Annotated in this window: 21 protein-coding genes and 1 tRNA gene; 8 read left to right on the top strand and 14 right to left on the bottom strand. The window is 51.0% G+C overall.

Going from position 1 to position 26355, the window contains the following annotated elements; translation table 11 throughout:
• Position 1: 1 nt before the first annotated feature.
• From CRO57_RS04845 to CRO57_RS04825, 5 genes are all read right to left on the bottom strand, one after another.
• Positions 2 to 622 carry a hypothetical protein gene (locus CRO57_RS04845; protein WP_097152229.1) on the bottom strand — a complete coding sequence of 207 codons (621 nt, stop codon included), beginning with the start codon at positions 620 to 622 and terminating at the stop codon, positions 2 to 4.
• Positions 615 to 2132: a MotA/TolQ/ExbB proton channel family protein gene (locus CRO57_RS04840; protein WP_141401186.1), complete on the bottom strand. Its 1518-nt coding sequence runs from the start codon at positions 2130 to 2132 to the stop codon at positions 615 to 617. The genes CRO57_RS04845 and CRO57_RS04840 overlap by 8 nt, the downstream gene beginning before the upstream one ends.
• A gap of 291 nt (positions 2133 to 2423) precedes the next feature.
• Complete coding sequence (locus CRO57_RS04835; protein ID WP_141401185.1) at positions 2424 to 2975, bottom strand: hypothetical protein; 552 nt, start codon at positions 2973 to 2975, stop codon at positions 2424 to 2426.
• 821 nt (positions 2976 to 3796) lie between these two features.
• Positions 3797 to 4033, bottom strand: a complete 237-nt coding sequence (locus tag CRO57_RS04830) for a type II toxin-antitoxin system Phd/YefM family antitoxin (RefSeq protein WP_097152226.1) — start codon at positions 4031 to 4033, stop codon at positions 3797 to 3799.
• Between the two features lie 363 nt (positions 4034 to 4396).
• The gene (locus CRO57_RS04825) at positions 4397 to 4636 is read right to left on the bottom strand and encodes a site-specific integrase (protein ID WP_097152225.1); all 240 of its coding nucleotides are present in this window, start codon (positions 4634 to 4636) and stop codon (positions 4397 to 4399) included.
• Between the two features lie 308 nt (positions 4637 to 4944).
• Between CRO57_RS04825 and CRO57_RS04820 the strand changes: the two genes are divergently transcribed.
• Both CRO57_RS04820 and CRO57_RS04815 read left to right on the top strand, forming a co-directional pair.
• A complete protein-coding gene (locus tag CRO57_RS04820; RefSeq protein WP_097152224.1) occupies positions 4945 to 5493 on the top strand; it encodes a hypothetical protein in 549 nt (182 codons plus the stop codon).
• Between the two features lie 464 nt (positions 5494 to 5957).
• Positions 5958 to 6278, top strand: coding sequence for a DUF2293 domain-containing protein (locus CRO57_RS04815; protein WP_141401184.1), 321 nt, complete (start codon positions 5958 to 5960; stop codon positions 6276 to 6278).
• 36 nt (positions 6279 to 6314) lie between these two features.
• On the opposite strand, the gene CRO57_RS04810 is transcribed toward CRO57_RS04815, so the two are convergent.
• Positions 6315 to 6608, bottom strand: a complete 294-nt coding sequence (locus CRO57_RS04810; RefSeq protein WP_141401183.1) for a hypothetical protein — start codon at positions 6606 to 6608, stop codon at positions 6315 to 6317.
• Between the two features lie 138 nt (positions 6609 to 6746).
• Between CRO57_RS04810 and CRO57_RS04805 the strand changes: the two genes are divergently transcribed.
• Entirely contained in the window at positions 6747 to 6932 is a 186-nt protein-coding gene (locus tag CRO57_RS04805) for a hypothetical protein (protein ID WP_097152221.1), read from the top strand.
• Positions 6929 to 7948, top strand: a complete 1020-nt coding sequence (locus tag CRO57_RS04800) for a tyrosine-type recombinase/integrase (RefSeq protein WP_097152220.1) — start codon at positions 6929 to 6931, stop codon at positions 7946 to 7948. The genes CRO57_RS04805 and CRO57_RS04800 overlap by 4 nt, the downstream gene beginning before the upstream one ends.
• 72 nt (positions 7949 to 8020) lie before the next feature.
• On the opposite strand, the gene CRO57_RS04795 is transcribed toward CRO57_RS04800, so the two are convergent.
• Positions 8021 to 8096, bottom strand: a tRNA-Glu gene (locus CRO57_RS04795).
• 270 nt (positions 8097 to 8366) lie between these two features.
• Between CRO57_RS04795 and CRO57_RS04790 the strand changes: the two genes are divergently transcribed.
• Complete coding sequence (locus CRO57_RS04790) at positions 8367 to 9362, top strand: bifunctional helix-turn-helix transcriptional regulator/GNAT family N-acetyltransferase (RefSeq protein WP_097152219.1); 996 nt, start codon at positions 8367 to 8369, stop codon at positions 9360 to 9362.
• Here the strand turns inward: CRO57_RS04790 and recJ are convergent.
• The 5 genes from recJ to CRO57_RS04765 all read right to left on the bottom strand — a co-directional run bounded on the left by recJ (position 9354) and on the right by CRO57_RS04765 (position 15547).
• On the bottom strand, positions 9354 to 11162 hold the full coding sequence (recJ, locus tag CRO57_RS04785; protein WP_097152218.1) for a single-stranded-DNA-specific exonuclease RecJ: 1809 nt from the start codon (positions 11160 to 11162) through the stop codon (positions 9354 to 9356). The two genes, CRO57_RS04790 and recJ, sit on opposite strands and share 9 nt — an antisense overlap.
• A gap of 135 nt (positions 11163 to 11297) precedes the next feature.
• Positions 11298 to 12284 (bottom strand): class II fructose-bisphosphatase, encoded by a 987-nt coding sequence (glpX, locus tag CRO57_RS04780; protein ID WP_097152217.1) that lies wholly within the window; start codon positions 12282 to 12284, stop codon positions 11298 to 11300.
• Positions 12285 to 12341: 57 nt separating this feature from the next.
• Positions 12342 to 13670 carry a homoserine dehydrogenase gene (locus CRO57_RS04775; RefSeq protein WP_097152216.1) on the bottom strand — a complete coding sequence of 443 codons (1329 nt, stop codon included), beginning with the start codon at positions 13668 to 13670 and terminating at the stop codon, positions 12342 to 12344.
• A 60-nt stretch (positions 13671 to 13730) separates the two neighbouring features.
• Positions 13731 to 14906: an LL-diaminopimelate aminotransferase gene (locus CRO57_RS04770; RefSeq protein ID WP_097152215.1), complete on the bottom strand. Its 1176-nt coding sequence runs from the start codon at positions 14904 to 14906 to the stop codon at positions 13731 to 13733.
• 245 nt (positions 14907 to 15151) lie between these two features.
• Positions 15152 to 15547 (bottom strand): hypothetical protein, encoded by a 396-nt coding sequence (locus tag CRO57_RS04765; RefSeq protein WP_141401182.1) that lies wholly within the window; start codon positions 15545 to 15547, stop codon positions 15152 to 15154.
• Positions 15548 to 16114: 567 nt separating this feature from the next.
• On the opposite strand from CRO57_RS04765, the gene phaC reads away from it, so the two are divergent.
• On the top strand, positions 16115 to 17992 hold the full coding sequence (gene phaC / locus CRO57_RS04760) for a class I poly(R)-hydroxyalkanoic acid synthase (protein ID WP_097152213.1): 1878 nt from the start codon (positions 16115 to 16117) through the stop codon (positions 17990 to 17992).
• Between the two features lie 83 nt (positions 17993 to 18075).
• Here the strand turns inward: phaC and CRO57_RS04755 are convergent, their stop codons facing one another.
• Together CRO57_RS04755 and CRO57_RS04750 are read right to left on the bottom strand one after the other, a co-directional pair.
• Entirely contained in the window at positions 18076 to 18717 is a 642-nt protein-coding gene (locus tag CRO57_RS04755) for an NAD(P)-dependent oxidoreductase (protein ID WP_097152212.1), read from the bottom strand.
• Between the two features lie 25 nt (positions 18718 to 18742).
• Complete coding sequence (locus CRO57_RS04750; RefSeq protein ID WP_097152211.1) at positions 18743 to 19621, bottom strand: EamA family transporter; 879 nt, start codon at positions 19619 to 19621, stop codon at positions 18743 to 18745.
• 91 nt (positions 19622 to 19712) lie between these two features.
• On the opposite strand from CRO57_RS04750, the gene CRO57_RS04745 reads away from it, so the two are divergent.
• Entirely contained in the window at positions 19713 to 20213 is a 501-nt protein-coding gene (locus tag CRO57_RS04745; protein WP_097152210.1) for a MarR family winged helix-turn-helix transcriptional regulator, read from the top strand.
• Positions 20214 to 20861: 648 nt separating this feature from the next.
• Complete coding sequence (locus CRO57_RS04740) at positions 20862 to 26345, top strand: glutamate synthase-related protein (protein WP_170955950.1); 5484 nt, start codon at positions 20862 to 20864, stop codon at positions 26343 to 26345.
• The last annotated feature ends 10 nt before the right edge of the window (positions 26346 to 26355 follow it).

Raw genomic sequence — 26355 nt, 5'->3', positions numbered from 1 at the left:
GTCAGTACCCGCGCTCGAAACGGAAAACCGCATCGCCTTGCTCTGTTAGCGCAGTGGTAAATACAAACGTGACGTTGCAATTAGGAAAACGTCGGACGTCATAGTGCCCGCCGGTGACCAAAACGACACTGCAAGGGGCTGTGCTTGTGACCGGCGATTGCACTTCAAAACGTTGGCAACCTACCGGATTACCGGCCGCCCAAATCCCGAGTGCGGTCGAGGCCCCCGGATCATCCGACAGAAAATGGCTTCCGGCTTCGCGCATGATGCGCGCTTCGACCTCGGCCAGTGCGCAGTCTTGGCCCCTAGCGCTGACTAGTGCTACTGCATCCCTGCTAGAAGGTGCCGAAATGAACACCACAGCGAGGTTGTACATGTCCCGCGCTGCCGCTGCGGCTTCGCTGACCCCACGTTCGGCCGGTGTCGGATCCTTCGCTTCGCCGCTCTCGAAGATGGCGCGCAGCGGCGTCAGTTGGACCGGAGCGCTGCGATCCGTGAGCGCGGCCATGAGGATCATTAGGACAATTCCGCCCGCAAGCGCACATGTTACCGTGTCGAGCGTCGCGAGCCCAAAGAACTCAGGCCGGGAACGTGGTCTTTCGAGATGGCGAAAGTCAGACACTGCGAACGTCCTCTAGCTTACCGGATGCGCCGGGCGAGCCGTCAGTGCTCGCTGCAGCTGGTTCGTCGTCCACCACTGGTTCAGCGTCCTGCACATCTGGCCCCCGTACGTCTGGATCGAACGGCGCAGCAGCCGCTGAGGTCGGCACTTCAACGGGCTTGCCAGTTTCAGTAGGGGCAGACGCTTCGGTCCCCAACCCGTTCGGCGGAAATTCAATCACGCGATCAACCAGCCTATCCACCAGCAAGTTGGACAGGCTATCCCGAGCCCGGATGCTCAAGGTACGGATGTCCTGCTCGGCCCGAACGAGGCGCCAGTAGAGAAAGGCCGAGCAAACAAGAGCCATGGAGGTGGTGTCAAAGGCGACCCCCAAACCGTCCACAACCAGTTCGATGTTCTTGGAAAACTTATTCGGATCAAGGTCTGCTTTGCCGCCAAACAGGCCTTTGGCGCGCACAAGGCTGGCGCTGATGCCGTAAATCGTGCCCAAAAAACCAACGGTAGGCAGAAGCCACATCAGGTAGTGTGCCATGTCGAGCCGATCTGACAGTGACGATGTGTATTCATACACTGCGACGCGCATGCGTCGTTCGGAATCGCCAACCTTTCCGCTGTGCGCTCCTGCCTTGAGAACGTCCTTTATTAAGTCGACAGGACCGCGAAGGCTTTGATTGCCTGCTGCGTCATGCAACTCTTTCTCCACTTCGGATAATCCTTGCTCATAACGTCTCACCGCCGACCCTTCCGCTGTCATCGGCTCAAGCAGCAAATCTTGTGTGGGAAAAAACGTTTGGGCAAGCATGTGCTGAGGGATCGGATTTCCCTTTGTACCGGTAACGTTGCTCGGGCGAATGTAACGCACTGGATGGTGCACGACTTCTGGCATCCGTACTGTTTTTTCGATCCGCTCTTTCTTATGTTGGCCGTTTTCATCACGAACAGGCTGATTGTCGGCGTCAAACTCCTCAACCATCTCAATCTTGTCGCGCCACCCCGGTTTGTTCGAATTTCTCAATTCATCATTAACTGGCCAAGCCTCTTCCTCGACGGTACGAAAGAATTTGTTCCTCTGCAGCATGAACAATGCGATGATCAGAATGAGCAGGGTGAACTTCTGAACCGGACCAACGTCAAACGACAAGGCTGCCAGAATGCTGCGGGGATCATCGCGCCAAAGGCATGGTGTGTATGGCTCTGTTATTTCGCCTTGGTCGTATCCCAACAGGGCAAGGATTCCAGGTTGTCCCGGCATTTCGGATCCTGTGGGACGTCGCAATTTACCTTGCGTGATGGCGCAAGCAGGAGGAATGGCTCCAACGGCGCGCCCCAAGTATTCTCGCAACGACATGGCCGAGGTGCGATTGTGCATTTGGGCCAGAGGGCGATCGGGCTGGGCTTCGGGACTGCTCCACGCAACTTCCAGCGATCTGAAGCCGTCGAAAGGTAGAACAGGACGGTACGCGGTGAGAGCAAACAACAAAAAGAGCGCAACAAGCCAAGATACTAGCAAACCAAATAGCCAAAACCATGCGTTGTTCGCTAACGCATAGCGGCGGAGTTTTGGCCTAAACCTCTTGTCAGCGTAAGCGCGCGCAGCGTCCCAATCCTCTTCGAACAAAACAGTATTTCCCTCTTAATGCTCTTTTGGTTCGGATTAGGATCAACCAATAGATTGAGCCGAAACCAAATTTTAAAGCAACTTCTTTGGACTAAACGTTTTCAGCACGACCCAAACCCGCAAACTTCACTTTCCTGGCGAAAAACAGCGAAATGACCGCAAATATATCTTTTGCCCCTTGTTCTATCGCAGACACTCTCTCTGGACTATACCGCATAGAAGATCCGCCTCACCGCGGTATGCCTCGAGAGCCCGTCCCAATTCCGCCGCGGACAACGCCTCGGCAGCCGCAGCCTCGCTGCGGAGATCAGCCAATTGCCGACGGATAGCGTCAGACTTACCTCCAGATGAGACGAGAGTGTCAATCAATTCGTATTTTGCCTTTATAATGCCAGCTACACAGAGCGCAGCGCCAGGACCTGTCGATGGACACCCGAAAGCTGCCATTATCATCCCAACTTCATACAAAAGAATGGTTTGCGCTAACTCAGCCTTTTCGTCTGCCTGCGCGGCTGCGTATCGGTTCTCAGCGTCTTCGAGACGAGCAAGAAGACGGTTGCGTTGAGACAGCCATTCGTCTGCCCGGCTGAAAACATCATCTTCAAAAAGGTCACGATATTCGATAAACAGCTTCTCGCGATAGAGCTCCGCAGTGACGCAATTCCAACCGGTAAACACGCCATTTCCTGGCGTCGAAGAGATCGTTGCATTGGGATCAACATTGAATGACCGCATGCAAGTTTGCGAGAGCGCCGTCGACGGAAAAAGTGCCATGGTTGCGAGAGAAAGTGCTAGAATGGCGGTTTTCATAGAAATTTTTGCCCCCAGTTATTCACCTTTAGCGCGAAAGTTCGAAAGTTACACTACACATGAACTGGAGGCACTTCAATAAATTTTTTGCGTGTTGAGCGGCACGCGTCGAGCCTACCGTCATCCCAACCTGCCAAGCTTGCGGCATCTACACACAAGTAAAAGAAAGGTGCGCTTCTGGAAGATGCTGCTGCTATCGGAGTCGATCTTACAGAGAACATGTGCAAGCTGCGTGGTGCTGCCGCAAAACGCTACGGTCTGTTCTACAAGAGGCGTTCGCAAGTGCGGATTGGTCTTTTCGTTCCCGCCCCCTCCGGGATTTGGCCGCACATGGATCGTTTCCTCAGAACTTGGAGGATCGGATCGATCCGTATGCTTTGACTGGACATTAAGCACCTCTAGCATGCACTCTATGTGCAGTTTACTTCGAAAGTGCGGTAAAGCGGGGGAACAGACTTTTGGGTTAGCGAACCAAATGGCAGCTTCGTCCGCATCCCTGTCATCTGAGCGATTGGAATATTGCAGGCCGAATGAATGGCAGCTTTCGGAGGACTGGAATTAACCACCGAATGTCCGCAAAGGGCCGTTTTCAGACACGATCAAGGGGCAATTTGCCGGCCTTTGCTTCAGTATCTACGAACTCACACATTGAGGATCTTGGTGTCGTTCGGCCTGTTCGCACCAAAGATAATCTGTGTTGATCGGGGCTCAGATGCAGGCGTTGGAATCTAGCAGCACTCTCCACATCATTCCATTAATCCGAATGTGACAGAGATTTCAGCATCTCCGTCATGAATGCTTTCACCCATGGAAAATCCGGCACCCTTATAAAGCCCCAACTTGCAGGGAACAGGATTGATCTCATATTTGACCAGTCGAGCAATCGGCTTGCCAGCCTTAGTTATGATCACCTCTTCGCCTGCACAGCTTTTCTCAACAAGGGTAGAGAGTTTTGCTTTTGCCTCATGTAGATTGACCTGCATATAGCACCTCCCATTCTCTTTCGCTCTTTTGCCATTTTTCATAGGTTTAACTGGCCTCAACCAATTTCAGGCATTGATGGACATCATACGATAATCTGATGAGTCATTTCTTGGTTTTCCAACCCAAGGGTAGCGACTTAACCATTTGATCCCTGCCTACATTCAGTTTGATTTAATGCTCATTGGAAGATCCAATTATAACATCCACCAATCAAGTATGAAGCCCCGTTTTGTTAGCCATGCCAACGACTACTGATCGGGAATGCTATGTTGTGTAGCAATGACTGCTATCGTGGACTGCGCGGCAAAAATCTTGGCTACCCCCGGCCGCTTCGGGCCGGAGTTTCCTCCGGCCCATCATCTTTAGACCTCAACACTTTTGGAAATGGACAACCCATCTTCCAGATCGACACCAAGATAGTGGACTGTGCTGTCCATTTTGGTGTGGCTGAGCAAGAGCTGAACAGCTCTCAGGTTGCCAATTTTCTTGTAAATCTGAGTGACTTTAGTACTGCTTATGGAATGTGTTCCATAAGCTCTTGGTTCCAGTCCAATTGACTTGCCCCATTCTTTCAGCAGCCTTGCATATTGGCGAGCCGATATATGCTGACGAAAACCGCTCCTATGGGGTTACGATGAGCCAAAACCTCCTTTGTGAAATCAACCCAATCTGTCCCATTGGCTGAGACGAAACACATCAGCAAGGATAAACAGGCCCAAAAAACAGGGTTCGAACAGGAGGCATGAGCGTTGATGCCTCCAGGCACAACAGGGCCTGAGACCAGCAAGCGATAAGAACAGACCAATCTGCTTTCATGTGACGCTTCGGGTGACGCCACATTCAACCAGATTGGTCTGACATAGACAAAGAAAGAATGGATAGGCGGAGCATAGAATTGAAAGGATAATCCATGAAAGATGCTTTAAATCCGCAAATCACCCCTGATGACAAGATCCAACAGGACAACAATGAGCAAACCGCAATCTCGGAACAAACTCGTGAACCAGTTACATGTTTAACAACCAACAGCGACTGCATATCAGGTCCGATATCCTTTTACCCCATTCTTCTGATCTCAGCAGAAAATTTGTCTGAGGTTAAGACAAGCAATGATGCAGCCCTTAAGCAGCTGGAGTCTGCTCTTTCATTGATCAAGACCCTTGACCCAGCCCCCCTCTCCTCGATTGGCAAGGAAATCGCCATGATGGCTGAAGCAGTCAGCGAAGTCAGATTGTTTAATGAGCAATATAGGCGGTGCGTGGAGCGCGTGAAGGAGACCATGCGGAGTGATGCAAAACTCGGCAATAAGGATGTGCGGGATCAGATCTCAAAGCATCTTCGCGAAGCACTCGTTCATTCAGAGCAAATCGATTTTTGCCTGTGCCCGCAAAATAACAGCGAACATCTCTATAGCCCGGAAATGGGTGTCTTTATCGACGAGATCCTGAAAAATATCTGACCTCTCCCCATCTACAGGCAGGGTAAAAAAGCCGCTATCACCATAGCGTCATAGCCAGAAAACATGGATTTATAAAAATCCATGTTTTTCCTCGCGACGTCGTCACAATAAGAAGGTCTGCTTTTTTACCTTTTTGCGACCCGTCACGCATTTTTTTGCAAGGACAGCATCCATCGACTGGATGACAAAACAAATAAACCAACTATATCAGCGCCTTGCTCTGATTTTGAAAATTATTTTGGTTTCCTGCCAATCGAACCCACTTCGTAAGATTCACGTTCTTTTGCCAGAAGCAAAATTTGGGCATCTCAGATGCGGATCATCGATCTTCTGAAATCCCGAAAAGAAATCAACGCCTATCAAATCATTCCAGGCTGATCAGCAGGTGCCAGCAAGCACCTGCTCTCCGCTGGCTCTCTGCAGTCTGGAAATCAAAAATTCCTCAAGATACAGGCAGAATCGCCATGGCAAAAAAAGCACTCATTCATCAGACCAAACAATTCCAGCATTCCCAGGTGGAAGCCACAATTGCTCGGCATTTTCCCAATTGCCCATCAGATCACGCTGATCAAATTCTTGAAAAGGTCATGAAACGGGCCTGGACCAAGAAAACCTCCCTTACCAAAGCCGTCGCCATTGTCGCCCATAATCACATCAGGCATGAGCTGACAGATTATGAAAGCCTTCTTCAAATCAGTGGCATGACGAGAGAAGACGCCAGATTAATCGTTAAACCCGAAGTCGATGATTGGTTCGATTTTTGGTCTTCGGGTAGCAGACTTTAAAAACCGACCAATCCAGAGGACAAAAAAATCACAATCTTAAATCAGTAATTTTTTCAGCCGAAAAACGAAAAAATCCACCCAAATTAAATACATCAGTACATTCAATATCTTACTTGATAAGAAATCTTGATTGAATTTATTTTTTCCGTTTTCACTCGGATGCACCAATCTATCCCGCCCCAAAAATTCAGGAAATTGGCAAAATTTGATCCAATTGGTTGGAATTTCCAGCACCCGTTTCTCCGGCCACGTCATAGCAGGCCGTTTTTGCATTACTGAGCAAGCCCTGGCTGTTTTGCCCTGATCATTGAAGGCAAAAACGCCAGTCAAAAAAAAATATCACTTCAGATTTTGGTTTGAGAACTTTTGAACCTAGTTCCCTCTTAACGATCAACGGGCAAGGACATTTTGCTCTTCGCTTCAACGGCCAGGAAGCCGCCTGGTCAGAACCAAACTGGAGAATATTTGATGAAAGCTAAAACCGGTTTCAAACAGTCAGACATCACTCGTGCTCTGCGAGGTGCTCAAACCGCTGGCCAGACTGTCACGGAAGTCACCATCTCACCTTCCCTTGAAATCAAACTGAAACTTCAGAATCCCAAATCCATTGAGCAACAGCAAGATGATGACTGGGATGAGGTAATCGACCAATGAAACTAAAGAATCCATATCCAGGCATTACAAGGATTATAGATCGCCATGGTAAAACACGTTGGCGCTTCAGGAAAAAGGGATGCGTGTCCGGCTATATCAAGGGGGCGTATGGGTCAAAGGAATTTGAGGCGTCCTATCAGGCCGCCTTGAATAACAAGCCTCACACTATCTCGAAATCCCGGGCTACCCCCGGAACGTTTGATTGGCTAATCGAGCAATATCTGCGCTCGGCTGATTATGCTTTATTGAGTCCAACTACCCGGAAAAACCTCTTTGGCGAAATCAGGCGCTTTCGCCAGGAGCATGGCCATCGTAGGGTCGCCCAACTTCGGCCTAAGCATGTTGAGGCTCTTGTCCTCAAGAAAATGAATACTCCTGCCGCTGCCAACAAGCTAAAAAAGCTCATCACTCGCCTTTGTAGATACGCTATCAAGCTTGAGATAATTACCTCCAATCCTGCTCAAGATGTGAAGAAGATCAAAGAAAATGAGGATGGCTATCACACCTGGACCGAGAGCGAAATCTCAAGGTTCCTGGAACATCATGGAGAGGCATCCACTGCATCAATGGTGCTCCATCTCATCCTTTACACGGGTGCAGCACGTCAGGATGTGAATCGGATGGGCTGGACGAGCATTTATGACAACAGAATTTTCTACAACAGAGGAAAGACAGGCGAGCGTGTTGATCTTCCTCTCCATGCCAAGCTTGAGAAGTTTTTGATCAATATTCCAAAAGATCGAAAGACATTCATCAGTCAGGTTAAGTCAGCTGGAGAGGGATATACAACTGAATCATTCGGGAACTGGTTTGGTGATCGCTGCAGGGAGGCCGGAGTGCCTGGCCGAGCTCATGGTTTACGGAAAGCTGGCGCTACTCAATTGGCTGAGGCTGGCGGGACTGAATATGAAGTCATGACGTTTTTGGGCCACAAAACGCCACATGAAGCTCGGAAATATGTGCAGGCGGCAAACAGGAAGAAGATGGCTGATAATGCAATGGCAAAACGCAAATAATGTCCAACCTATGCAGCTAGTTGGACAAAAGCCCTCGCAACCGATTGGTGTGCAAGGGCTTTTTGTACAAAGTGGCACGCCCTACGGGACTCGAACCCGTGTTTCCGCCGTGAAAGGGCGGCGTCCTAGACCGCTAGACGAAGGGCGCGCATTTGATGGGCGGTTTATAGGGAGCTTTGCATTAAAGCGCAAGCGGGATTTTATCTTTTTGTCACAAATCCACATGGCTTTTTCGGGACACCGAAATTTTGCCATATCTTATGAAAGACAAACAAAAGCAAAGGCTTTTACGCATCAGTTCCAAGTGTGAACCAGTCATTTTCTTCTCCCAACAGGACTGTCTCCACTGCTTGAAACTTGACATCCATCACTCAATATAGTTGCATGATACAACTTAATTTGTTCTCGGAGTGATAATATGTCTTCAGATCAATCTTTATGCGGTGCCCTTCATAGCGTGGAACAGATCGCCGATATCCGCGCCTCCTCCCGATTGCTGGTGCGAGAGCTTGGCGTGTTGGACAAGGTTGCCGCCGAGACGGAATTATCTCTATCTGCCGTGCATGCAATTTTGGAGATTGGCAATCGTGAACAGTTCAATGCGCGCGATCTGGGAGAATGTCTGAGACTTGAAAAGTCCACGATCAGCAGGTTGGTTCAATCACTTCTCAAGCAGGGTTTGATGGAGCGCCAAGCATCAAAACAGGATGCAAGAGAGCGTATCCTATTCCTTACACCATCTGGACAAAAACTGTTTCACAAGATCAACTATCATGCGAATAGTCGTGTTTCTGCGGCCTTGACGACATTGTCTGGCGATGCTTCATCAACCGTGGCATCCGGTCTCTCACTTTATTCTCAGGCTTTGCAAAATAGCCGCCTTGGTAAAACCTCTAGCAGAGACTCATCAGTACCAGTACAGATCAAATCTGGCTATAAACCCGGAATTGCAGGACAAATCACTGACTTGCATGCGCGTTTTTATCATAAACACTCGGGCTTTGATCTGCAATTTGAGGCCACAGTCGGATCAGGCTTGGCCGACTTTCTTCCTCGTCTGAGACATCCGGCCAATCAAATCTGGCATATCGACTATAACGGGCGGCTAGCAGGCAGTATCGCTCTGGACGGTGAAGATCTGGGAGACAATATCGGTCATTTGCGATGGTTCATCATGGACGATGCACTACGCGGTACTGGTCTAGGCAAGATGCTGTTTCAAACTGCCCTCGCATTTGCTGATGAGCAGCAATTTGATGCTCTGCATCTATGGACTTTTCAAGGTCTTGATGCTGCACGCCACCTCTATGAAAGCCACGGCTTTGAGCTGGCGGAAGAATATCTCGGTGATCAATGGGGCAAAAACGTCATGGAACAGAAGTTTGTCAGGCCAACACCAGAAAAGCTAGCTTAGTGGAACAGGTTCGGCAGCATCCAGAATACGCAACTGCACCGTTGGACGTCCCTGCCAGTGATCCAAAGACAAGCTGCCAGCAACATGCAGAGGCTGGCCTCTATTCTCCAGCAACAGCTTGCCCAGTGGCTCATCGGCTGCACGGAAGCAAATACCTTTCAAGTTGCCTCCGGCATTGGATTTGAGGGAACAGCGTACATGTCCGCCCTGCCCAACAACATCGGCAAAGGCGATGGTATGGGATGGGAAGACAAAGACCGGCTCGGAGTTACCGGCTCCATAAGGCCCGGCCTTCTCCAGCAGATTGACCAAATCTTCTGTTGCCCCGGTAGCAGTGAGTGCGCCATCGATTTTCATTTCATCACTGGCACGTGCTTGCCCAACTTGTGAGAGCAGCTCATCATGCAAATAAGCTTTGAAAGAGTGAAGAGCCCCCTCTTCCACTGTCAGGCCTGCTGCCATAGCGTGCCCGCCGCCTTTGACCAATCGACCCTCTTCTACGCCTTTTCGAACTGCTGCGCCCAGATCGACACCAGCAATAGAACGACCAGAGCCAGTCCCCTGCCCATTCGCACCCATGGCAATGGCAAAGGCAGGTCGGCGGAAGCGTTCTTTCAGACGTGACGCCAGGAGGCCTACGATTCCAGCATGCCAGTCCGGGCTGGATGTCACGAGACAGGCGGCGTCCGGGTCGGCCATCAGAAGCATGTCGGCCTGAGCAGTCGCCTCCTCAAGCATGATCTGCTCCAGAGCCTGACGTTCTTTATTCAGACGCTCTAGCTCATTGGCTATTTGTTCGGCCTGAGATGGATTACTTGTTGTCAACAAACGTGCGCCAAGCGCAGCATCACCAATGCGTCCACCGGCATTGATACGTGGCCCCAAAAGGAAACCCAGATGATACGGGCGTACGGGACCAGAGACACGAGATACTGCTTGCAAAGCAGAAAGACCGACATTGCTGTGTTTGCGAATGACCAGCATGCCCTTGGTAACAAAGGCACGATTGAGGCCAACAAGTGGCACCACATCGCAGACTGTTCCCAAAGCTACCAGATCCAACCAAGCCAGAAGGTTGGGTGCAGAACATTGCGCACCAAAGAAGCCTTTCTGACGCAAGGTGCGATTGACGGCAACGATGGTCATGAAGGTAACGCCAACGGCTGCCAGATGGCCGAGCTTGCTGAGATCATCCTGTCGGTTGGGATTGACCAGTGCAACACATGGCGGCAATTCTTCACCCACCTGATGGTGATCCAGCACCACAACATCAATATTTCGTTCCTTGGCGCGTTCCAATGCTGTAAAAGATGTGGAGCCGCAATCCAGCGTGGCGATCAATTGATGTCCAGCATCGATGAGCTGATCAATGGCATCAGGGTTGGGTCCATAGCCTTCAAAAATCCGATCAGGGATATAGATTGTAGCTTCGATGCCACAATGGGCGAGGAAATTATAGAGAAGCGCGCTGGAGGTGGCCCCATCTACATCGTAATCCCCGAAGATCGCGATCTTGTCACCTTTGATAATGGAATGCGCGATGCGCTCAGCTGCCAGGTCCATGTCCGTGATGCAAGACGGATCCGGCATCAGATCTTTGATGGCAGGATCAAGATATCCCTCGGCCGCTTCCAGATCCAGCCCACGCCCTGCCATGACCCGGGCCACGATATCGGCGATACCCTGACTTTGAGCAATGGCAGATGCAATCGAGGTTCCACGCTCATCCAGCCGCTCTATCCATTTTCGCTCTTTGGCGGACTTGGAGACGCCGAGATAAGCTTTGCGATCTGAAATCATAATGGCCTCAAAATGGGGTTTGCTGGAAATGGCAAACAGAAAAGGCGGATCAGAGATCCTGACCCGCCTTTTACAATCTAAATGGGAGCAAGCGGAAGGGTCCCCTTCACTCACAGCCCGATAGCAATATCCGGATCAATCCAGATGGAATTTGGAAAAGTTGGTATGCTCGGATTTCACGTAGCGAACGGTACCGGTGGAAGAACGCATGACAACGGTCTCGGTACGAATACGCTCTTTGCCGAACTTCACGCCAGACAGCATGTTGCCGTCGGTCACGCCGGTCGCAGCAAAGGTTACATCACCAGACGCCATTTCTTCCATGGTGAATTTCTTGTTTGGATCGGTTACACCCATTTTGATGGCGCGCTTACGTTGATCATCGCTGTTGATGACCAATCGGCCCTGCATCTGGCCACCGATACAACGCAATGCAGCGGCAGCCAAAACGCCTTCTGGTGCGCCACCAATACCGAAATAGATATCGATGCCGGTTTCTTCCGGGTCAGTGGTGTGAATGACGCCAGCAACGTCACCATCACCGATCAGACGGATTGCAGCGCCAGTAGCGCGTACATCTTCGATCAGTTTAGCGTGACGTGGACGGTCAAGGATACAAGCGGTTACTTCGTTGATCGGCACACCCTTGGCATTGGCAACAGCCTGCATGTTTTCAACTGGCGTGCGATCCAGATCAACCAGACCTTCTGGATAGCCAGGGCCGATTGCGATCTTGTCCATGTAAACGTCAGGAGCGTTCAGCAGAGAACCAGCTTCTGCCATTGCGATCACAGCCAGAGAGTTCGGCAGGTTCTTGGCGCAGATCGTAGTGCCTTCCAGAGGATCCAGAGCAATGTCCACTTTAGGGCCTTTTTTGGTACCTACTTCTTCGCCGATATAGAGCATGGGAGCTTCATCGCGCTCACCCTCACCGATAACAACAGTGCCATCGATTGGCAGTTGGTTCAGCTCGCGACGCATGGCGTCCACGGCAGCTTGGTCAGCTGCTTTTTCATTGCCATGACCACGCAGGCGGGCAGCAGCAACAGCAGCGCGCTCGGTTACACGGACGATTTCCAGCGTCAGGATACGATCCAGCGCTTGTTCCTTGGATTCAGCCATCTTCTTTAAGCCCCTTGACACAACAGTGTTCTGTTTGCGTGTTCTATATTCTGAAAATCACAATCGTTCAATTCGAATCATCTGTGGAGGCGCAGAAATGTGCCCATCCTCCTCAATTTGTTGCAAAGCCTTGCGTACGGCCTCTTCCGTTGTCTCATAAGTGATGAGAACAACAGCCTGAGGTTTCACAACTTCGCTCGCTTCACTCTGAGCATTGGTGAAATACCCATTGCTGCGACGCTGAACGATGCTTTCCAGTGAAATGTCATGCTCTGCCATGCGCTGCGCAATAGAAGCGAAGGCACCCGGACGATCATTCACGGAAAGGCGAATATAATAGCCACCCTCGTGCGCCCGCATTTTGGCGCGAACATATGGCTGCAGCTCTGCCGCCGGACGGCCAAGCGGATAGATTTTGAAGTCACGCGCGACATCGACCAGATCGGCGACAACAGCAGACGCCGTCGCGTCACCACCAGCGCCGGGGCCAGACATGGTAATGGAGCCTACCGCATCACCATCCACAGCTACAGCGTTGGTCACGCCAGAAATCTGAGCGATAGCAGAGCTTTTCGGCACCATGGTTGGGTGTACGCGCTGCTCGATGCCGGTGTCGGTTTTCTGTGCGACACCCAAAAGCTTGATGCGGAAACCAAGCTCGTCTGCTGCCTTGATATCGTCAGTGGTCAGAGAGGTAATGCCTTCGAGGAAAATGCTATCAGCTTCGATCTGAGTACCGAATGCCAGGCTGGTCAAGAGTGCCAACTTATGAGCAGTGTCATTGCCCTCAACGTCAAAAGTCGGATCAGCTTCGGCATAGCCAAGGCGCTGAGCGTCTTGCAGGCACTCTTCAAAGGACAGGCCTTCCAGCTCCATCCGGGTCAGGATGTAGTTGCAGGTTCCGTTCATGATCCCATAGACACGGGAGATGGCGTTGGACGCCATACCTTCACGCATGGTTTTGATGATCGGGATACCACCGGCAACGGCCGCTTCGTAATTCAGCTGAACGCCGTTTTCTTCGGCTAGCTTGGCAAGTTCATTACCGTGTTTGGCGAGCAATGCCTTGTTAGCGGTGACCACATGCTTGCCAGCTTTGAGTGCAGCGCGAACGGAATCCTCTGCTGCGCCGCTGTCTCCGCCCATCAATTCCACATAGACGTCGATATCATCATTGGTGGCCAGCGAAACCGGATCGTCAAACCAGGTGCAATTTGACAGATCAACCCCTCTGTCCTTGTCGCGCGAGCGGGCTGTCACTGCGGTTACTCGCATGGAGCGGCCCGCTGACATGGCCAGTTCGTTTTCCAACAGAGCAAGACGTTTCACCACAGAAACGCCAACCGTTCCAAGGCCCGCAAGGCCCAGTTTCAAGGGGTTGCTCATAAATCGCAAATCCAGTCTTCTTAATCCGTCCAACAATTACGCGGTTTCATGCACTTTTTTTCAGTCGCTGGCAAGGAACCGGCGAATATTTCTTGCCGCCTGCCTGATGCGCTGTTCGTTTTCCACGAAAGCAAGGCGCACATAGTCGTCGCCATATTCACCAAAGCCAACACCCGGGGCCACAGCCACGCTGGCATTGGCGACCAATTCCTTGGCAAATTCAAGGGAACCACGCTCTCGGAATTGCTCAGGGATTGGCACCCATGCGAACATGGTTGCATCTGGAACCGGGATTTCCCAGCCAGCACGAGCGAAGCTTTCAATCATCACATCCCGGCGCTGCTTATAGATATCTCGCGCCTCGGCGATGCAATCTTCCGAACCATTCAATGCAGCAGCTGCAGCCACCTGAATTGGAGTGAATGCACCATAATCGAGATAGGATTTCACACGCGCCAGAGCCTTGATCATCCGCTCGTTACCAACCGCAAAGCCCATGCGCCAACCTGGCATGGAGAAGGTCTTGGACAACGAGGTAAATTCCACCGCGATATCCTTTGCTCCATCCACTTCCAGAATGGATGGTGGCGGTGTGTCGCCGAAATAAATTTCGGAATAAGCCAGATCCGACAGGACCATAATGTCATGTTCCTTGGCGATCTTGATGACCTGCTTATAGAAATGCAGATCGACCGTATAAGCCGTCGGATTGGACGGATAGTTCACGATCAGTGCGATTGGCTTTGGAATGGAGTGACGCACGGCCCGATCAATAGAGCGGAAGAATTCATCATTCGGCGCAGCTGGCATGGAACGCACCACGCCACCAGACATGATGAAACCGAAGGAATGGATCGGATAGGTCGGATTTGGCACCAGCACAACATCGCCAGGGCTGGTAATGGCCTGCGCCATATTGGCAAAGCCTTCCTTGGAGCCCAAGGTTGCAACAATCTCGGTATCGGGGTTCAGTTTCACACCAAAGCGGCGCTCATAATAAGCAGCCTGAGCCTTGCGCAAGCCGGGAATGCCACGAGACGTGGAATAGCGATGTGTGCGCGGGTTCATCACCGTCTCGGTGAGCTTGTCGACGATGTGCTTTGGAGTTGGCAGATCAGGGTTGCCCATGCCCAAGTCGATGATATCCGCGCCCGCCGCTCGCGCCTTTGCTTTCAAACGATCGACTGGCTCGAAAACATAAGGGGGAAGGCGACGGATCTTATGGAAATCATCCATTGTCATACTCCACGAGTGCATTTTTAGAGTTGATGAATGGCGCAGCTTGATTCTGAATAAATGCGCCTCTTTTGCTCGAAGGCCGTTTTACACAGCCAGCTTGATCGAGACAATCAGACAATTGGCTTTTGCTGCACTTTTTTGCGTTGATTGCGCAAGCAGACTGTTTTGGGCAACAGACCTGACAAAAGCAGAGCAATATTTGTAACGAATGGAAGGATTATCTGAGAGCTTTTACTCTCGGCCTACTCGCCCAACTCACGGAGTTCGGCTTCAATTCTTGCCCGCTCTTCTTCGGTCAGAAGGCGGCGTTTCTGTGGAGGAGCATCCTGAATGGTTGGGTAAGAAGTTTCTGGTGTCTCTGCGGTCAATTCACGCAAGGACCGCACTACACCATTGGACATATATTTCTGACCAGGTAGAGCTTCGGAATTTTTCCCCGCTTGAGTGGATGCTGCAGCTTTATCTGACTTTGCTGCTCCGGTTGGCGCTGGCTGTGTCGTGGCTGGCACAGATGCTATTGGTTGGGTGTCGATTGCATCGTCAGCCCCGCCCAAGCCCGAACCAGAACATCCTGCAAGCAGGATTGTTGTCAAAATCACGATGGATTGTGTGATCTTCACGATAGTAAGAGTCTCCACTCGAAATGCCCTACAGCCTCATAGGCGATTTCCCCTTCGCCCGCTGTGTTTTCGCATGCCCGTTTGCCTTGGTGTTTTGGACCAAGCCGTTGGTTAAATTATGGCATATATCTCTTTCGAAGAGATAAATGGTTGGCCCTATTTAGAAATCAACCCGCGAAAGACAAAAACATCGGCTTCCAGATCTTTGAAAAAGAATCATCTTGACCGACGAGGTATTCTTTTCAATTCAATATAACTGATCCATCAAGACAATACACAATTGCTGCGACGCACAAGTATTTTTCACAGAATTGCTGCTTCGCAAAATCCAAAACCTCGCCTTAAGGCGTAGATTTTTTCTTTCCTTTTACGTCATCAAAACATGCAAATTCCGCAATTATCTGCGAACCTCGTCTAATTACTTATGGGAATGGATAGAGGGCAACTTGTCACAAGGCTGCAAAAAGTCCCTAATAGGAAAAGTGACAATCAAGACCCCTTCACATATCAGATCTGGCTTAATTGCGCTCAAGACGGGTATGCTGAAGGTGCAAGCGGACGTAATTGGATACGGGAGGGGGATGCATGAGCAAGAAAGACGACAAGCAGGACCAAGGCAGCGAGATCAATCTCATACAATATATGGTCAAGGATCCTGAAAAATTTGCCATGAACTTTGCCCGAGTCGTTGAGGAAGCAGGCAAAGCGGCCTCAGCCTATCTCAACCCCAAAGACAATGAGTCACGCTCTGCCCAAGCAGAGCAGATCAATCATATCGTCAAAACACTTGGCAAGGTGGGTGAATATTGGACTTCCGACCCGCAGCGCGCCATGGATGCCCAGACACGCCTTTGGGGGCGTTATATGGATTTGTGGGGAGCATCCGTCAAAACGATGATGGGCGAAGAGCAGGAAATCATCGAAGCGCCGGAAAAAGGCGACAAACGCTTTCAAGATCCGGAGTGGGAGAACAACCAATTCTTTGATTTCGTAAAACAATTCTACCTGATCACATCCAAATGGGCTCATGAAATGGTCGATGAAGCCCAAGATCTGGATGATCACACACGTCATCAGGCGCAGTTCTATATGGATCAGGTGATCAACGCCCTCGCCCCGTCCAACTATCTGGTCACCAATCCAGAGCTTCTTAAAGAAACAATGGCCAACGATGGTGAAAATCTCGTGCGTGGCATGAAAATGCTGGCTGAAGATATCGCGGCCGGCGATGGGGATTTGATCATACGGCAGTCCAGCAATGGCGAATTTGAGCTCGGCAAGAATATTGCGGTGACACCAGGCAAGGTGATTGCGCAAAGTGATGTCTGTCAGATCATCCAATATGAAGCGACAACCAAGGAAGTTTACAAAACGCCACTCCTTATCGTGCCGCCCTGGATCAACAAGTTCTACATTCTGGATTTGAATGAGAAGAAGAGCTTCATCAAATGGTGCGTTGACCAGGGCCATAGCGTCTTTGTCATCAGTTGGGTGAACCCGGACGCCAGCCTGAGGGACAAGGGCTTTGATGCCTATATCAAGGAAGGTGTGATCTTCGGCCTGGATGCCGTCGCCAAAGCGACGGGCGAGAAGAAAGCCCATACGATTGGTTATTGCGTCGGTGGTACCCTGCTCTCCAGCTCTCTTGCCTATATGGCAGCCAAACGTCAGTATAAAGTAGCTTCTACAACGCTATTTACAACGCAGGTGGACTTCACCCATGCAGGCGATCTGAAGGTTTTTGTCGATGAAGAGCAATTGACTGAGATGGAAGGTCACATCAAGGAGCTTGGCTATCTGGAAGGCCGCTCCATGGCGAACGCCTTCAATATGCTGCGCTCCAACGATCTGATCTGGCCTTATGTGATCAACAATTACATGAAAGGGAAAGAGCCCTTCCCGTTTGATCTGCTTTACTGGAATTCAGACTCCACGCGTATGCCAGCCGCCAACCATGTCTTCTATATGCGCAATTGCTATCTGGAGAATAACCTGGCGCAGGGCAAAATGGAGATTGACGGCACAAAACTTGACCTCGGCAAAGTGAAGGTGCCGATCTATAATTTAGCGACGAAGGAAGATCATATTGCCCCGGCAATATCTGTTTTCAAAGGCTCTTCCATGTTTGGCGGCAAGGTTGATTTCGTTCTCTCAGGCTCCGGTCACATTGCTGGCGTTGTGAACCCACCAGATAAAGAGAAATATCAGTATTGGCGCGGCGGCAAGGCCGAAGGTGATTTGGAAAGCTGGACTGCAGCGGCCAGGGAAACTCCCGGTTCCTGGTGGCCGGACTGGCACAAATGGATCGAAGACATTTCAGATGAAAAGGTCCCTGCCCGAAAAATTGGTGATGGCAAACTAAAACCAATTGAAGACGCTCCGGGAAGTTTTGTGCGTGTTCGCTCCAACGCTCCCAAAGTCATTGAGGCACAAGATAGCGATGCCACTTCGGTTACCGCATAGCCTTAACTCTAGCGCTCGCAGGATTTGCATCCAGACACCCCGGACCTATGGTCTCGGGGTGTTTTTGTTTCAAATGAAATAAGTCAATAACCGATCGTGAAACGTTGCTTTCGATGTTTGGGATTTTCTGCCTCATCGAGCATGGCAATAGCAAAGTCTTCCATGGAAATGCCAGAGTTACCATCCTCATCGACAACCAACGTGTCTGAGCCAATGCGATAGTGATCTTTACGCTCTCCGGGCGTCAGCATGGCTGGAGGACAGAGGTAGGTCCAATCAACATCATCTTGCGCCTGCATCAGCTCAAACTGAGCCTGACATGCGGTCGCAATGGGCACCACCGCCTCCGGTAAGAAATTTGGTGCGGTCAGTACGGTATGGCCATTGGCATTTGGCACTTTCAGACTTGCAGCTCCTCCGACAATGATTGCTCTAATTGCTGCTTGTTCTACCCCTTTCAATATTGATTGCGTCAGGGGCACGAGTAGCTCTTCCTGTCCATCTGGTGGACGCAGGGCGCTGATAGCGAGATCTTGGCCTTGCATCAGATCAGCTATATTTTCTCCACTTATAACATTTCCAATGATACTATTGGTATTTGAAGGAATATCATTGATTTGACTTTCATTCCTAACCACCGCAGTCACTTGATGTCCACGCATCAAAGCTTCCTTGACAAGACGGCGACCAACATCACCTCTAGCCCCAAAGATGATAATCTTCATGCTCGTTCATTCCTTTTTTCAAAAGTCATTCGGTTACAGGGATAGTTTTCGTAGGACGGCGTGCTGCATATTGACTTAGCCAAACACTGACCAAGACCGCGATAACTCCCACAGCTTGTATGAGTGTCAGAGACTGATCTAGTAGTCCCCAACCCAACAGCAGAGCCGTCAGAGGACTTAAAAAACCCAAAGTCGATATGACCGAAGGTTCAATTCGGCTAATGCCGCGAAACCAAAGCAAGTAAGTGAAGGCAGCACCGATCAACCCGAGATAGGTCAGGCCTAGAACATTTTCTGTATTTAATTCAGGAAGCGTGGGCTCCATCAGTAGAGCCAATGGCAGCAACAGCAAACCGCCTGCCGTCAATTGCCATGCTGTGAAGGTCAAAGGCGAGATCGGCGGTTGCCAATGCCTACTCAGAACCGTTCCCGCCGCCATGGAGATTGCTCCGCCGAGCGCAGCAAGAACTCCGACACTATCAAGTTCAGCATTCGGCCCCAACACAAGCAGCGCTACTCCAATCATACCGGTCACTGCCGCAATAATGGAGAGAAATAATATCGGCGTTCCAAGAACCGATCGCGCAAGAAAAATCACGATCAATGGCTGGACTGCCCCGACGGTCGCCGCCACCCCTCCGGGAAGCCGATAGGCAGCAACAAATAACAGCCCCCAAAAGATTGAAAAATTCAGCGCACCGAGCAGGAAAACCCTACACCACCATTCTTTTGCTGGCAGTTGTTTGACGATTAGCAAGAGTAACAAACCAGCAGGCAGAGCGCGCAGCATCGCCACGGTTATTGGATACCCATCGGGCAAATGCTGCGTTGTCACATAATAGGTACTACCCCAGATTGCCGGAGCAAGTGCCGTCAGAATCAGATCAGATTGGCGCATTCTCATGCTCCTTGTGTTCGAAAATTCAATGTATCTTGACATCAAGATAAATATTTAAATCTTGACGTCAAGATACTTTTCCCTAAAACTGCATTTCATGGATCACGTTGATAAAATTACGGCTCAATGGAATTCCGAGCGCCCCGACCTGGATGTCGCCCCCATGGGATTGATTGGACGCCTGAAACGCCTTTCCCTTCATCTTACGCGGGAGATGGAGGAGTCCTGGTCTCAATATGGCTTGAACTCTGCCAGCTTTGATGTATTGGCCACCTTGCGGCGTTCAGGTATCCCCTATGCTCTTTCCCCCAGTGATTTGATCGCTTCCGCCATGGTGACATCCGGCACCATGACCAACCGGATCGATCAGTTGGTCAAGGCAGGTCTGGTTGAAAGAAAACAAAGCGAGGAAGACAAACGCAGTTTTCTGATTTCCTTGACAGACAAAGGCTTTGAACTGATCGACAGAGCTGTTGCTGACCATGTATCCAATCAACATCGCTTGGTTTCAGGACTATCCGATCAGGAGAAGCAAGAGCTTGATATTCTGCTCAAGGGCTTTTTGGAGACATTTGAAGCAGGCGGTTCCAAATCTTGAGCAGATTCGCCAGCACACCCTGCGCTTCAAATCTGGAATTTTGAGGTATTTCCTCACCAAATTCCGCACCCCTGGCAGCAAAACAAAGACTAAGGAATAGTCCAAAGATGATGACGCATCATCCTTGAATGAAACAGCTGTATTATTCCTGAAACAATTGTACGCAAAGCTGCGAAACATTCGTACTTAGTGCACGACCACTTGCATACATTCGCATGATTTCCTTGTTTTATATGGGCATTTAGCCGCATTTGGCTTATTTTCATTTGGACTTACTTGACGAGACGGCAGTGAAATAATACCCAGCATTTGTCCTGCACTGGTGAGTTATTCGGCAATTTGCCGAAACTCCAATTTCGACCCGTCACTTGAGCGCATCCTGTACTGATGCAGCCAGATCGACAACGAGATGAAAGAGCAAGACAGGGAGAAGATTGGATACGCGGCCTCAAGTCGCATCCACCTTTTGCGGAAGTTGGCCTGATGTCAGGCTCTTGGCACAATAAGGCCAAATCGCGTAATCGAGCACATTCTCCCAATCTCTGGCCTGGCCGGCCAGTATTCGTGAATTTATGACGACGCGTCCTTCTTGCTGTCGACCACGCAGCAAGAAAAGAATAGACGCCCCAAAAGAGTGAGGACTTCGGTTTGAATCAGACACAGCTAGATTTTGGCCTATATGACCCGAATTTTGAGAAGAGCAGTTGTGGCGTTGGTTTCATGACCTACAAGTCAGGTGAGCAAACGCATGATGTTCTTGTCAAAGGTCATGAAGCCCTTTGCACCATCCCCCATCGCGGTGGCATGAGCTCCGAAGGGGTTGGCGATGGCGCAGGCGTCAACATCGACCTCTCTCTCTCCTTTTTCCGCAAACTGACCGGTGATGACAGCCTTGAACTGGGCTCATTTGGCGTTGGCAACTTCTTCCTGCCAGATGACAAAGCCTACTGGGATGAAGCAGACGCACTTATTCAGGGTTCCCTTGAAGGGCTGGATCTGAATGTACTTCTGGTGCGCAATGTTGCTGTCAACAACGCCATCATCCGCCCAGCTGCCGTGAAATATATGCAGACCATCCATCAGGTGGTGTTCGCCAAGCCTGAGAGCATGGGCGCAAAAGAGTTTGACCGGACCATTCACGATGCCCTGATGGCGATCGAGAAGACGGCTTATCTGGAACCAACTCTCAAAGGCCTGTATCCGCTGTCTCTGTCAGCGCATACGCAAGTTTATAAGGGCCGCCTGAACTCCAATGAGGTGATTCCATATTTTGAAGATCTGATGGATGAGGATCACAAGATCCATTCCATGTTCTTCCATACGCGTTTCTCGACCAATACCGAGCCTCATCCAAGCATGGCGCAGCCCTTCCGCATCATGGCACATAATGGTGAGCTGAACACGGATAAGAAAAACCGCTTGTCAGAGGCAGCGATTGCGCAGATGAAGAATAGCCAGATCTATTCTCCTCCTGGCCAGTCCGATTCCTGCCGCCTCGACCAGACCCTGGAGCGCCGCCTGATCGAAGATGATCTGGATCTGATCACCGCTGTTGTGGCAATGATGCCTCCGGCTTGGGAAAATGACTCCCGCTTCTCTGACGACGTCAAAGTGATGCTGGAATATTTCTCTCTCTATGAAGAGAAGAATGACGGCCCGGCTGCGCTTATTTTTGGTAACGGTACTGTCGTTGGAGCGCGCCTTGACCGTTTGGGTCTGCGTCCTCTTCGTTCGGTAGAAACTGATGAATATCTTTGCGTCATGTCTGAGGCTGGCCAGATTGATTTCCCAGCAGACAGTATCACGCGTCGTGGCCGCATTGAAGCCGGTGGCATGCTGTATTTCGATCATAGCACCGGCCAGTCCTACACCTCCAGTGAAGCATTAGAGATGCTGGCATCCAAGCGCGACTATCGCAGCCTGCTGGAAAAAGCCCGTATCAATATGGGCGATCTGCCAGCTAGCGCCGATAGCGCTGATCTGGCACCCGATTTCTCCGAGCCACAGCGTGCTGTTGCCTATGGCCTGAATCAGGAAAGCTTCAAGTTCCTGATGGATCCCATGATGCAGAAGGGTTCGGAGAAAATTTCTGCCATGGGTTATGGTGTTGCCATTAACGCGCTGACCGATCAGGAAGGCGGCATGGCGAAATATTTCTCCCAGCGTTTTGCTCAGGTGACCAACCCGCCATTGGACAGCTTGCGTGAAGCCGATGGCATGACGCTTCGTGTCGCACTGGGAGCCAAGCCTCATTTCAATGAAGATGAAACCAAACAGATCGTTATTGAAAGTCCAATTCTTGCACCTTGGGAACTGGCAGCTCTGCGCAATCAGGGCAATGTTCCGGTTACCAATATCGAGACTATCTACGCCATTGATCATGACGGCGACAATGCCAAACAGCAGGCTGATCTGGTTGCTGCAATTGATGCTGTTTGCGACAAAGTTGAAGCTGCTGCCCGTGAAAAAGGCGGCATCATCATCCTTTCTGACGCCATGGTCAGCCAGCAGAATGCTGCTATCCCCCTTGTGATGGCCATTTCCGCCGCCAACCAACGCCTTATTGAGCAAGGGCTGCGTTTCCGCGCCTCCCTGATCGCTGAAAGTGGTCAGATCGCATCTTCCCACCAGGTTGCTACCGCACTTGGCTTTGGCGCAGCTGCCGTGATGCCGCTTAGTGTGGTTGCCCGTGCCGAGGATATGGCCAAAGGTGATGCAGACGAGATCAAGGCCTGTATCAAACGCTATAACAAAGCTGCTGACAAATCACTGATGAAAACCATGGGTAAGGTCGGCCTTTGTACTGCGGAGAGCTATATCGGCGGTGAATTCTTCGAACCAAACTTCCTCGATACGGACAATGAAGTTCTGGCCCGATACTTCCCGAACATGAAAAATACCGTTGGCGGTGTAGACTTCGCAGCTATTGCCGACAGCGTTAATGCTTGGCATATCCGCGCTTGTGAGATCAAAGCGGATGGCGACATTCCTCTTCTTGGCCTCTTCAAGGAGCGTTCGGAAGGTGCTGGTCACTCTTATGGTACCACCGCTGTTCGTGGCTTCGTGGAAATGACCGAAGAAGGCATTCAGTCTGGTGAAGGTGCACCTGAAAAAGGGGACGCCAATGATGACGATTTGCGTCTTCTACCAGTCTCCAAGCTCAATGATGCTTATGGCAAAGGAGCTGAAGCCTATCGTCACACCAGCTTTGCTCGCCGCAAGCCCGAAGAGATCGATGCCTTCAAGATCACTCGTCAATATCGTGAATTCTCTCACGATCTGGCACTGGAGCGTGAGAAGCGCCCCGCGGCTCTGCGCGATGTACTCTCTTTCCCGGCAGATGTGAATTGGGCTCGTAGCTCAGAAGAGTTTGCAACCGAGCTGTTCTGGCATGATCTGGTCGGCAACAATTGCTTTGTTGTTCGTGGTCTGGATGTTGTTGCCAAAGGCGATGCCGCCTTCACGCTGACCTTGGTTGATTGTGGCAAGCCGGAACGTGTGGTCGCCCTGTCCGTTGCCCTGAAAGAAAAGTTTGGTGACGATCTTCTCCATTTGGAGACCCATGGCAATGAGATTGCGCTGGAGGCACAGGGCCAAGCCCTCTTCTACTTCTCCAATATCAAGGCCTGCAATCCAAAGATCGAACTGGATGACGTCCAGCCAGCCCACGAGATTACCGCAACGCTTGCGTCCGGCGCGATGTCCCATGGTGCGTTGGTGACCCCTGCTCACGAAGCTGTGGCACATGGCACCAATATGGCTGGTGGCTTCTCCAACTCTGGTGAAGGTGGTGAGCATTTCACCCGCTATGGCACCATTCGCTCCAGCCGTATCAAGCAGCTGGCGTCTGGTCGTTTTGGTGTCTGGACCGGTTATCTCGCTGACCCGACGCTGGAAGAGCTGGAAATCAAGATTGCCCAGGGTGCAAAGCCCGGTGAAGGCGGCCAGCTCCCAGCACCGAAGGTAACGGTTGAGATTGCTGCAGCCCGTGGCGGTACGCCTGGTGTTGAACTGATTTCTCCTCCTCCGCATCACGATACCTATTCCATCGAGGATCTGGCTCAGCTGATCCATGATGCAAAAGCTGCCCGTGTTCGCGTGATCGTCAAACTGGTATCCTCTGAGGGTATCGGAACGATTGCAGTCGGCGTAGCCAAGGCTGGTGCTGATGTCATCAACGTGGCTGGTAACACCGGCGGTACGGGTGCTGCAGCGGTGACGTCTTTGAAGAATACCGGTCGTGCGGCTGAGATTGGCCTTGCTGAGGTTCATCAAGCACTTTGTGCCAATGGTCTGCGCGAGAAAGTGATCTTGCGTTGTTCTGGTGCGCATCAGACTGCATCCGATGTTGTCAAATCCTGCCTGCTTGGTGGCGACAGCTTCGAATTCGGTACAACCGCCCTGATGATGCTGAAATGCGTGATGGCCAAGAATTGCAACATCAAATGTCCTGCAGGCCTGACAACCAATGCCGAGACCTTTGAAGGCGATCCACGCGCGCTGGCGCAATATCTGATGAATATTGCTCACGAGACCCGTGAAATTTTGGCTGATCTTGGTTTCTCATCTCTGCGTGAAGCACGTGGCCGTGCGGATTATCTGCATCTGGTCAAGCATGAGCGCGCAATCGGTCAGATGGATCTTCGCAACATGCTCACCGTGGTGCCGGAAGTCATCATCAAGGAACCGGTATATCTGGACGCCAACTTCGATATTGATGACAAGCTCATCAAGGAGTTCAAGAACAAGGCTGTTCAGCAGCATCAGGCTCGCGTCAAGCTGGTGGTCAAGCGCAAGCTGGATAACCGCAACAAAACTGTCGGTGGCCAGTTTGCCATCGACATCGAGCGTATGTTGCAGCATGAGCTGTCCGACAAGCATCTCAGCACCATGCCGATTGTCTATACCGATGATCGTGGTCGCACCCTGATCAAGCCGGAAATGCTGCATATCCATACGCATGGCTCTGCTGGCCAGTCTTTCGCTGCCTTCTGCAACTCCGGCATGGTCTTCCATCATACCGGCACCTGTAACGATGGTGTTGGCAAGGGCGCTTCTGGCGGTAACATTGCCATCCTGTCTCCAGGTGGTGGCGAGAAAGAGAACTACCTGATCGGTAACTTCGCCCTGTTTGGTGCAACCGGTTCTGCTCTCTTCGTAGAAGGCGGCGCGGGTGACCGCTTTGCAGTGCGCAACTCCGGTGCGACAGCTGTCGTCGAAGGCGTTGGCGATTTCTGCTGCGAATATATGACCAATGGTGCAGTGATGAACCTTGGTGGCTTCGGCAAAGGCTTCTGTAACGGCATGTCCGGCGGTGTGGCTTACCAGTATGATCCATATGATCAGCTCGAAAAGCTCTATTCCGACGATTCCGTGAAGCTGCACAAGCTGGATACAGACAATGATCGCGCTGCGATCCACCGTCTGGCAGTGAAAGCTTTGCTTGAACGTCATATCAAGTTCACCAACTCTGCCAAGGCGCGTTTCATACTGGAAAACTGGGAGACCGAGGTTTCCAACTTCCGCTTTGCAACACCGCTGGCTCTGGAAACTTATCAGAACTATGAGGCCATTCTGAAGGCCGCTCCTCGTAAGGAGCTGGTAGAAGAGCTGGCCCAGGCTCTGGTGTCCTACCAGATCCGCAAGTTCAAAGTGGCTTATCGCGATGGCAAGATTATCGCTGGTGGTGCCATCCCGGGCTATGGTGAAGTGGATAGCAGCCTGATGCATGAGCTGATCAACAACTTCGCAGTTGTCAATGCAGCGCAGCAGGTGGTGAAAGCACGATATCGCGGCAAAGAGGATATCTCTGAATACGAACTGAATGGCGGCGTTCGCAAACTGATCTTGACCGAGGACTTCGGTCTCATGGTCAAACTGGCAGCGATTGCTCGCAATGCGCTTGCCAATTACAACGATGAGCAGCTGGCCGTGATGGTCTCTGACAAACGGATGAGAGACTATAAGACAGCCTTGTCCAACCGTAACGTACGCCTGATGGACAGCATCGGCACCTATGGCTGGATCTTGCTGCAAGACCGGTTGAACCGGGCCGCAATGGGTGACTTGCCGGATTACGAAGCACTGTTCGCGTCTTCGGCCAGCATGGAAATGGTCAAAAACATGTCATAGCGGGCGGGGC

The organism is Cohaesibacter gelatinilyticus (genome assembly GCF_900215605.1).
Lineage (GTDB): Bacteria > Pseudomonadota > Alphaproteobacteria > Rhizobiales > Cohaesibacteraceae > Cohaesibacter > Cohaesibacter gelatinilyticus.
Note: the sequence above shows the minus strand (reverse complement) of the source record. Positions and strands in the feature narration are given on the sequence as shown.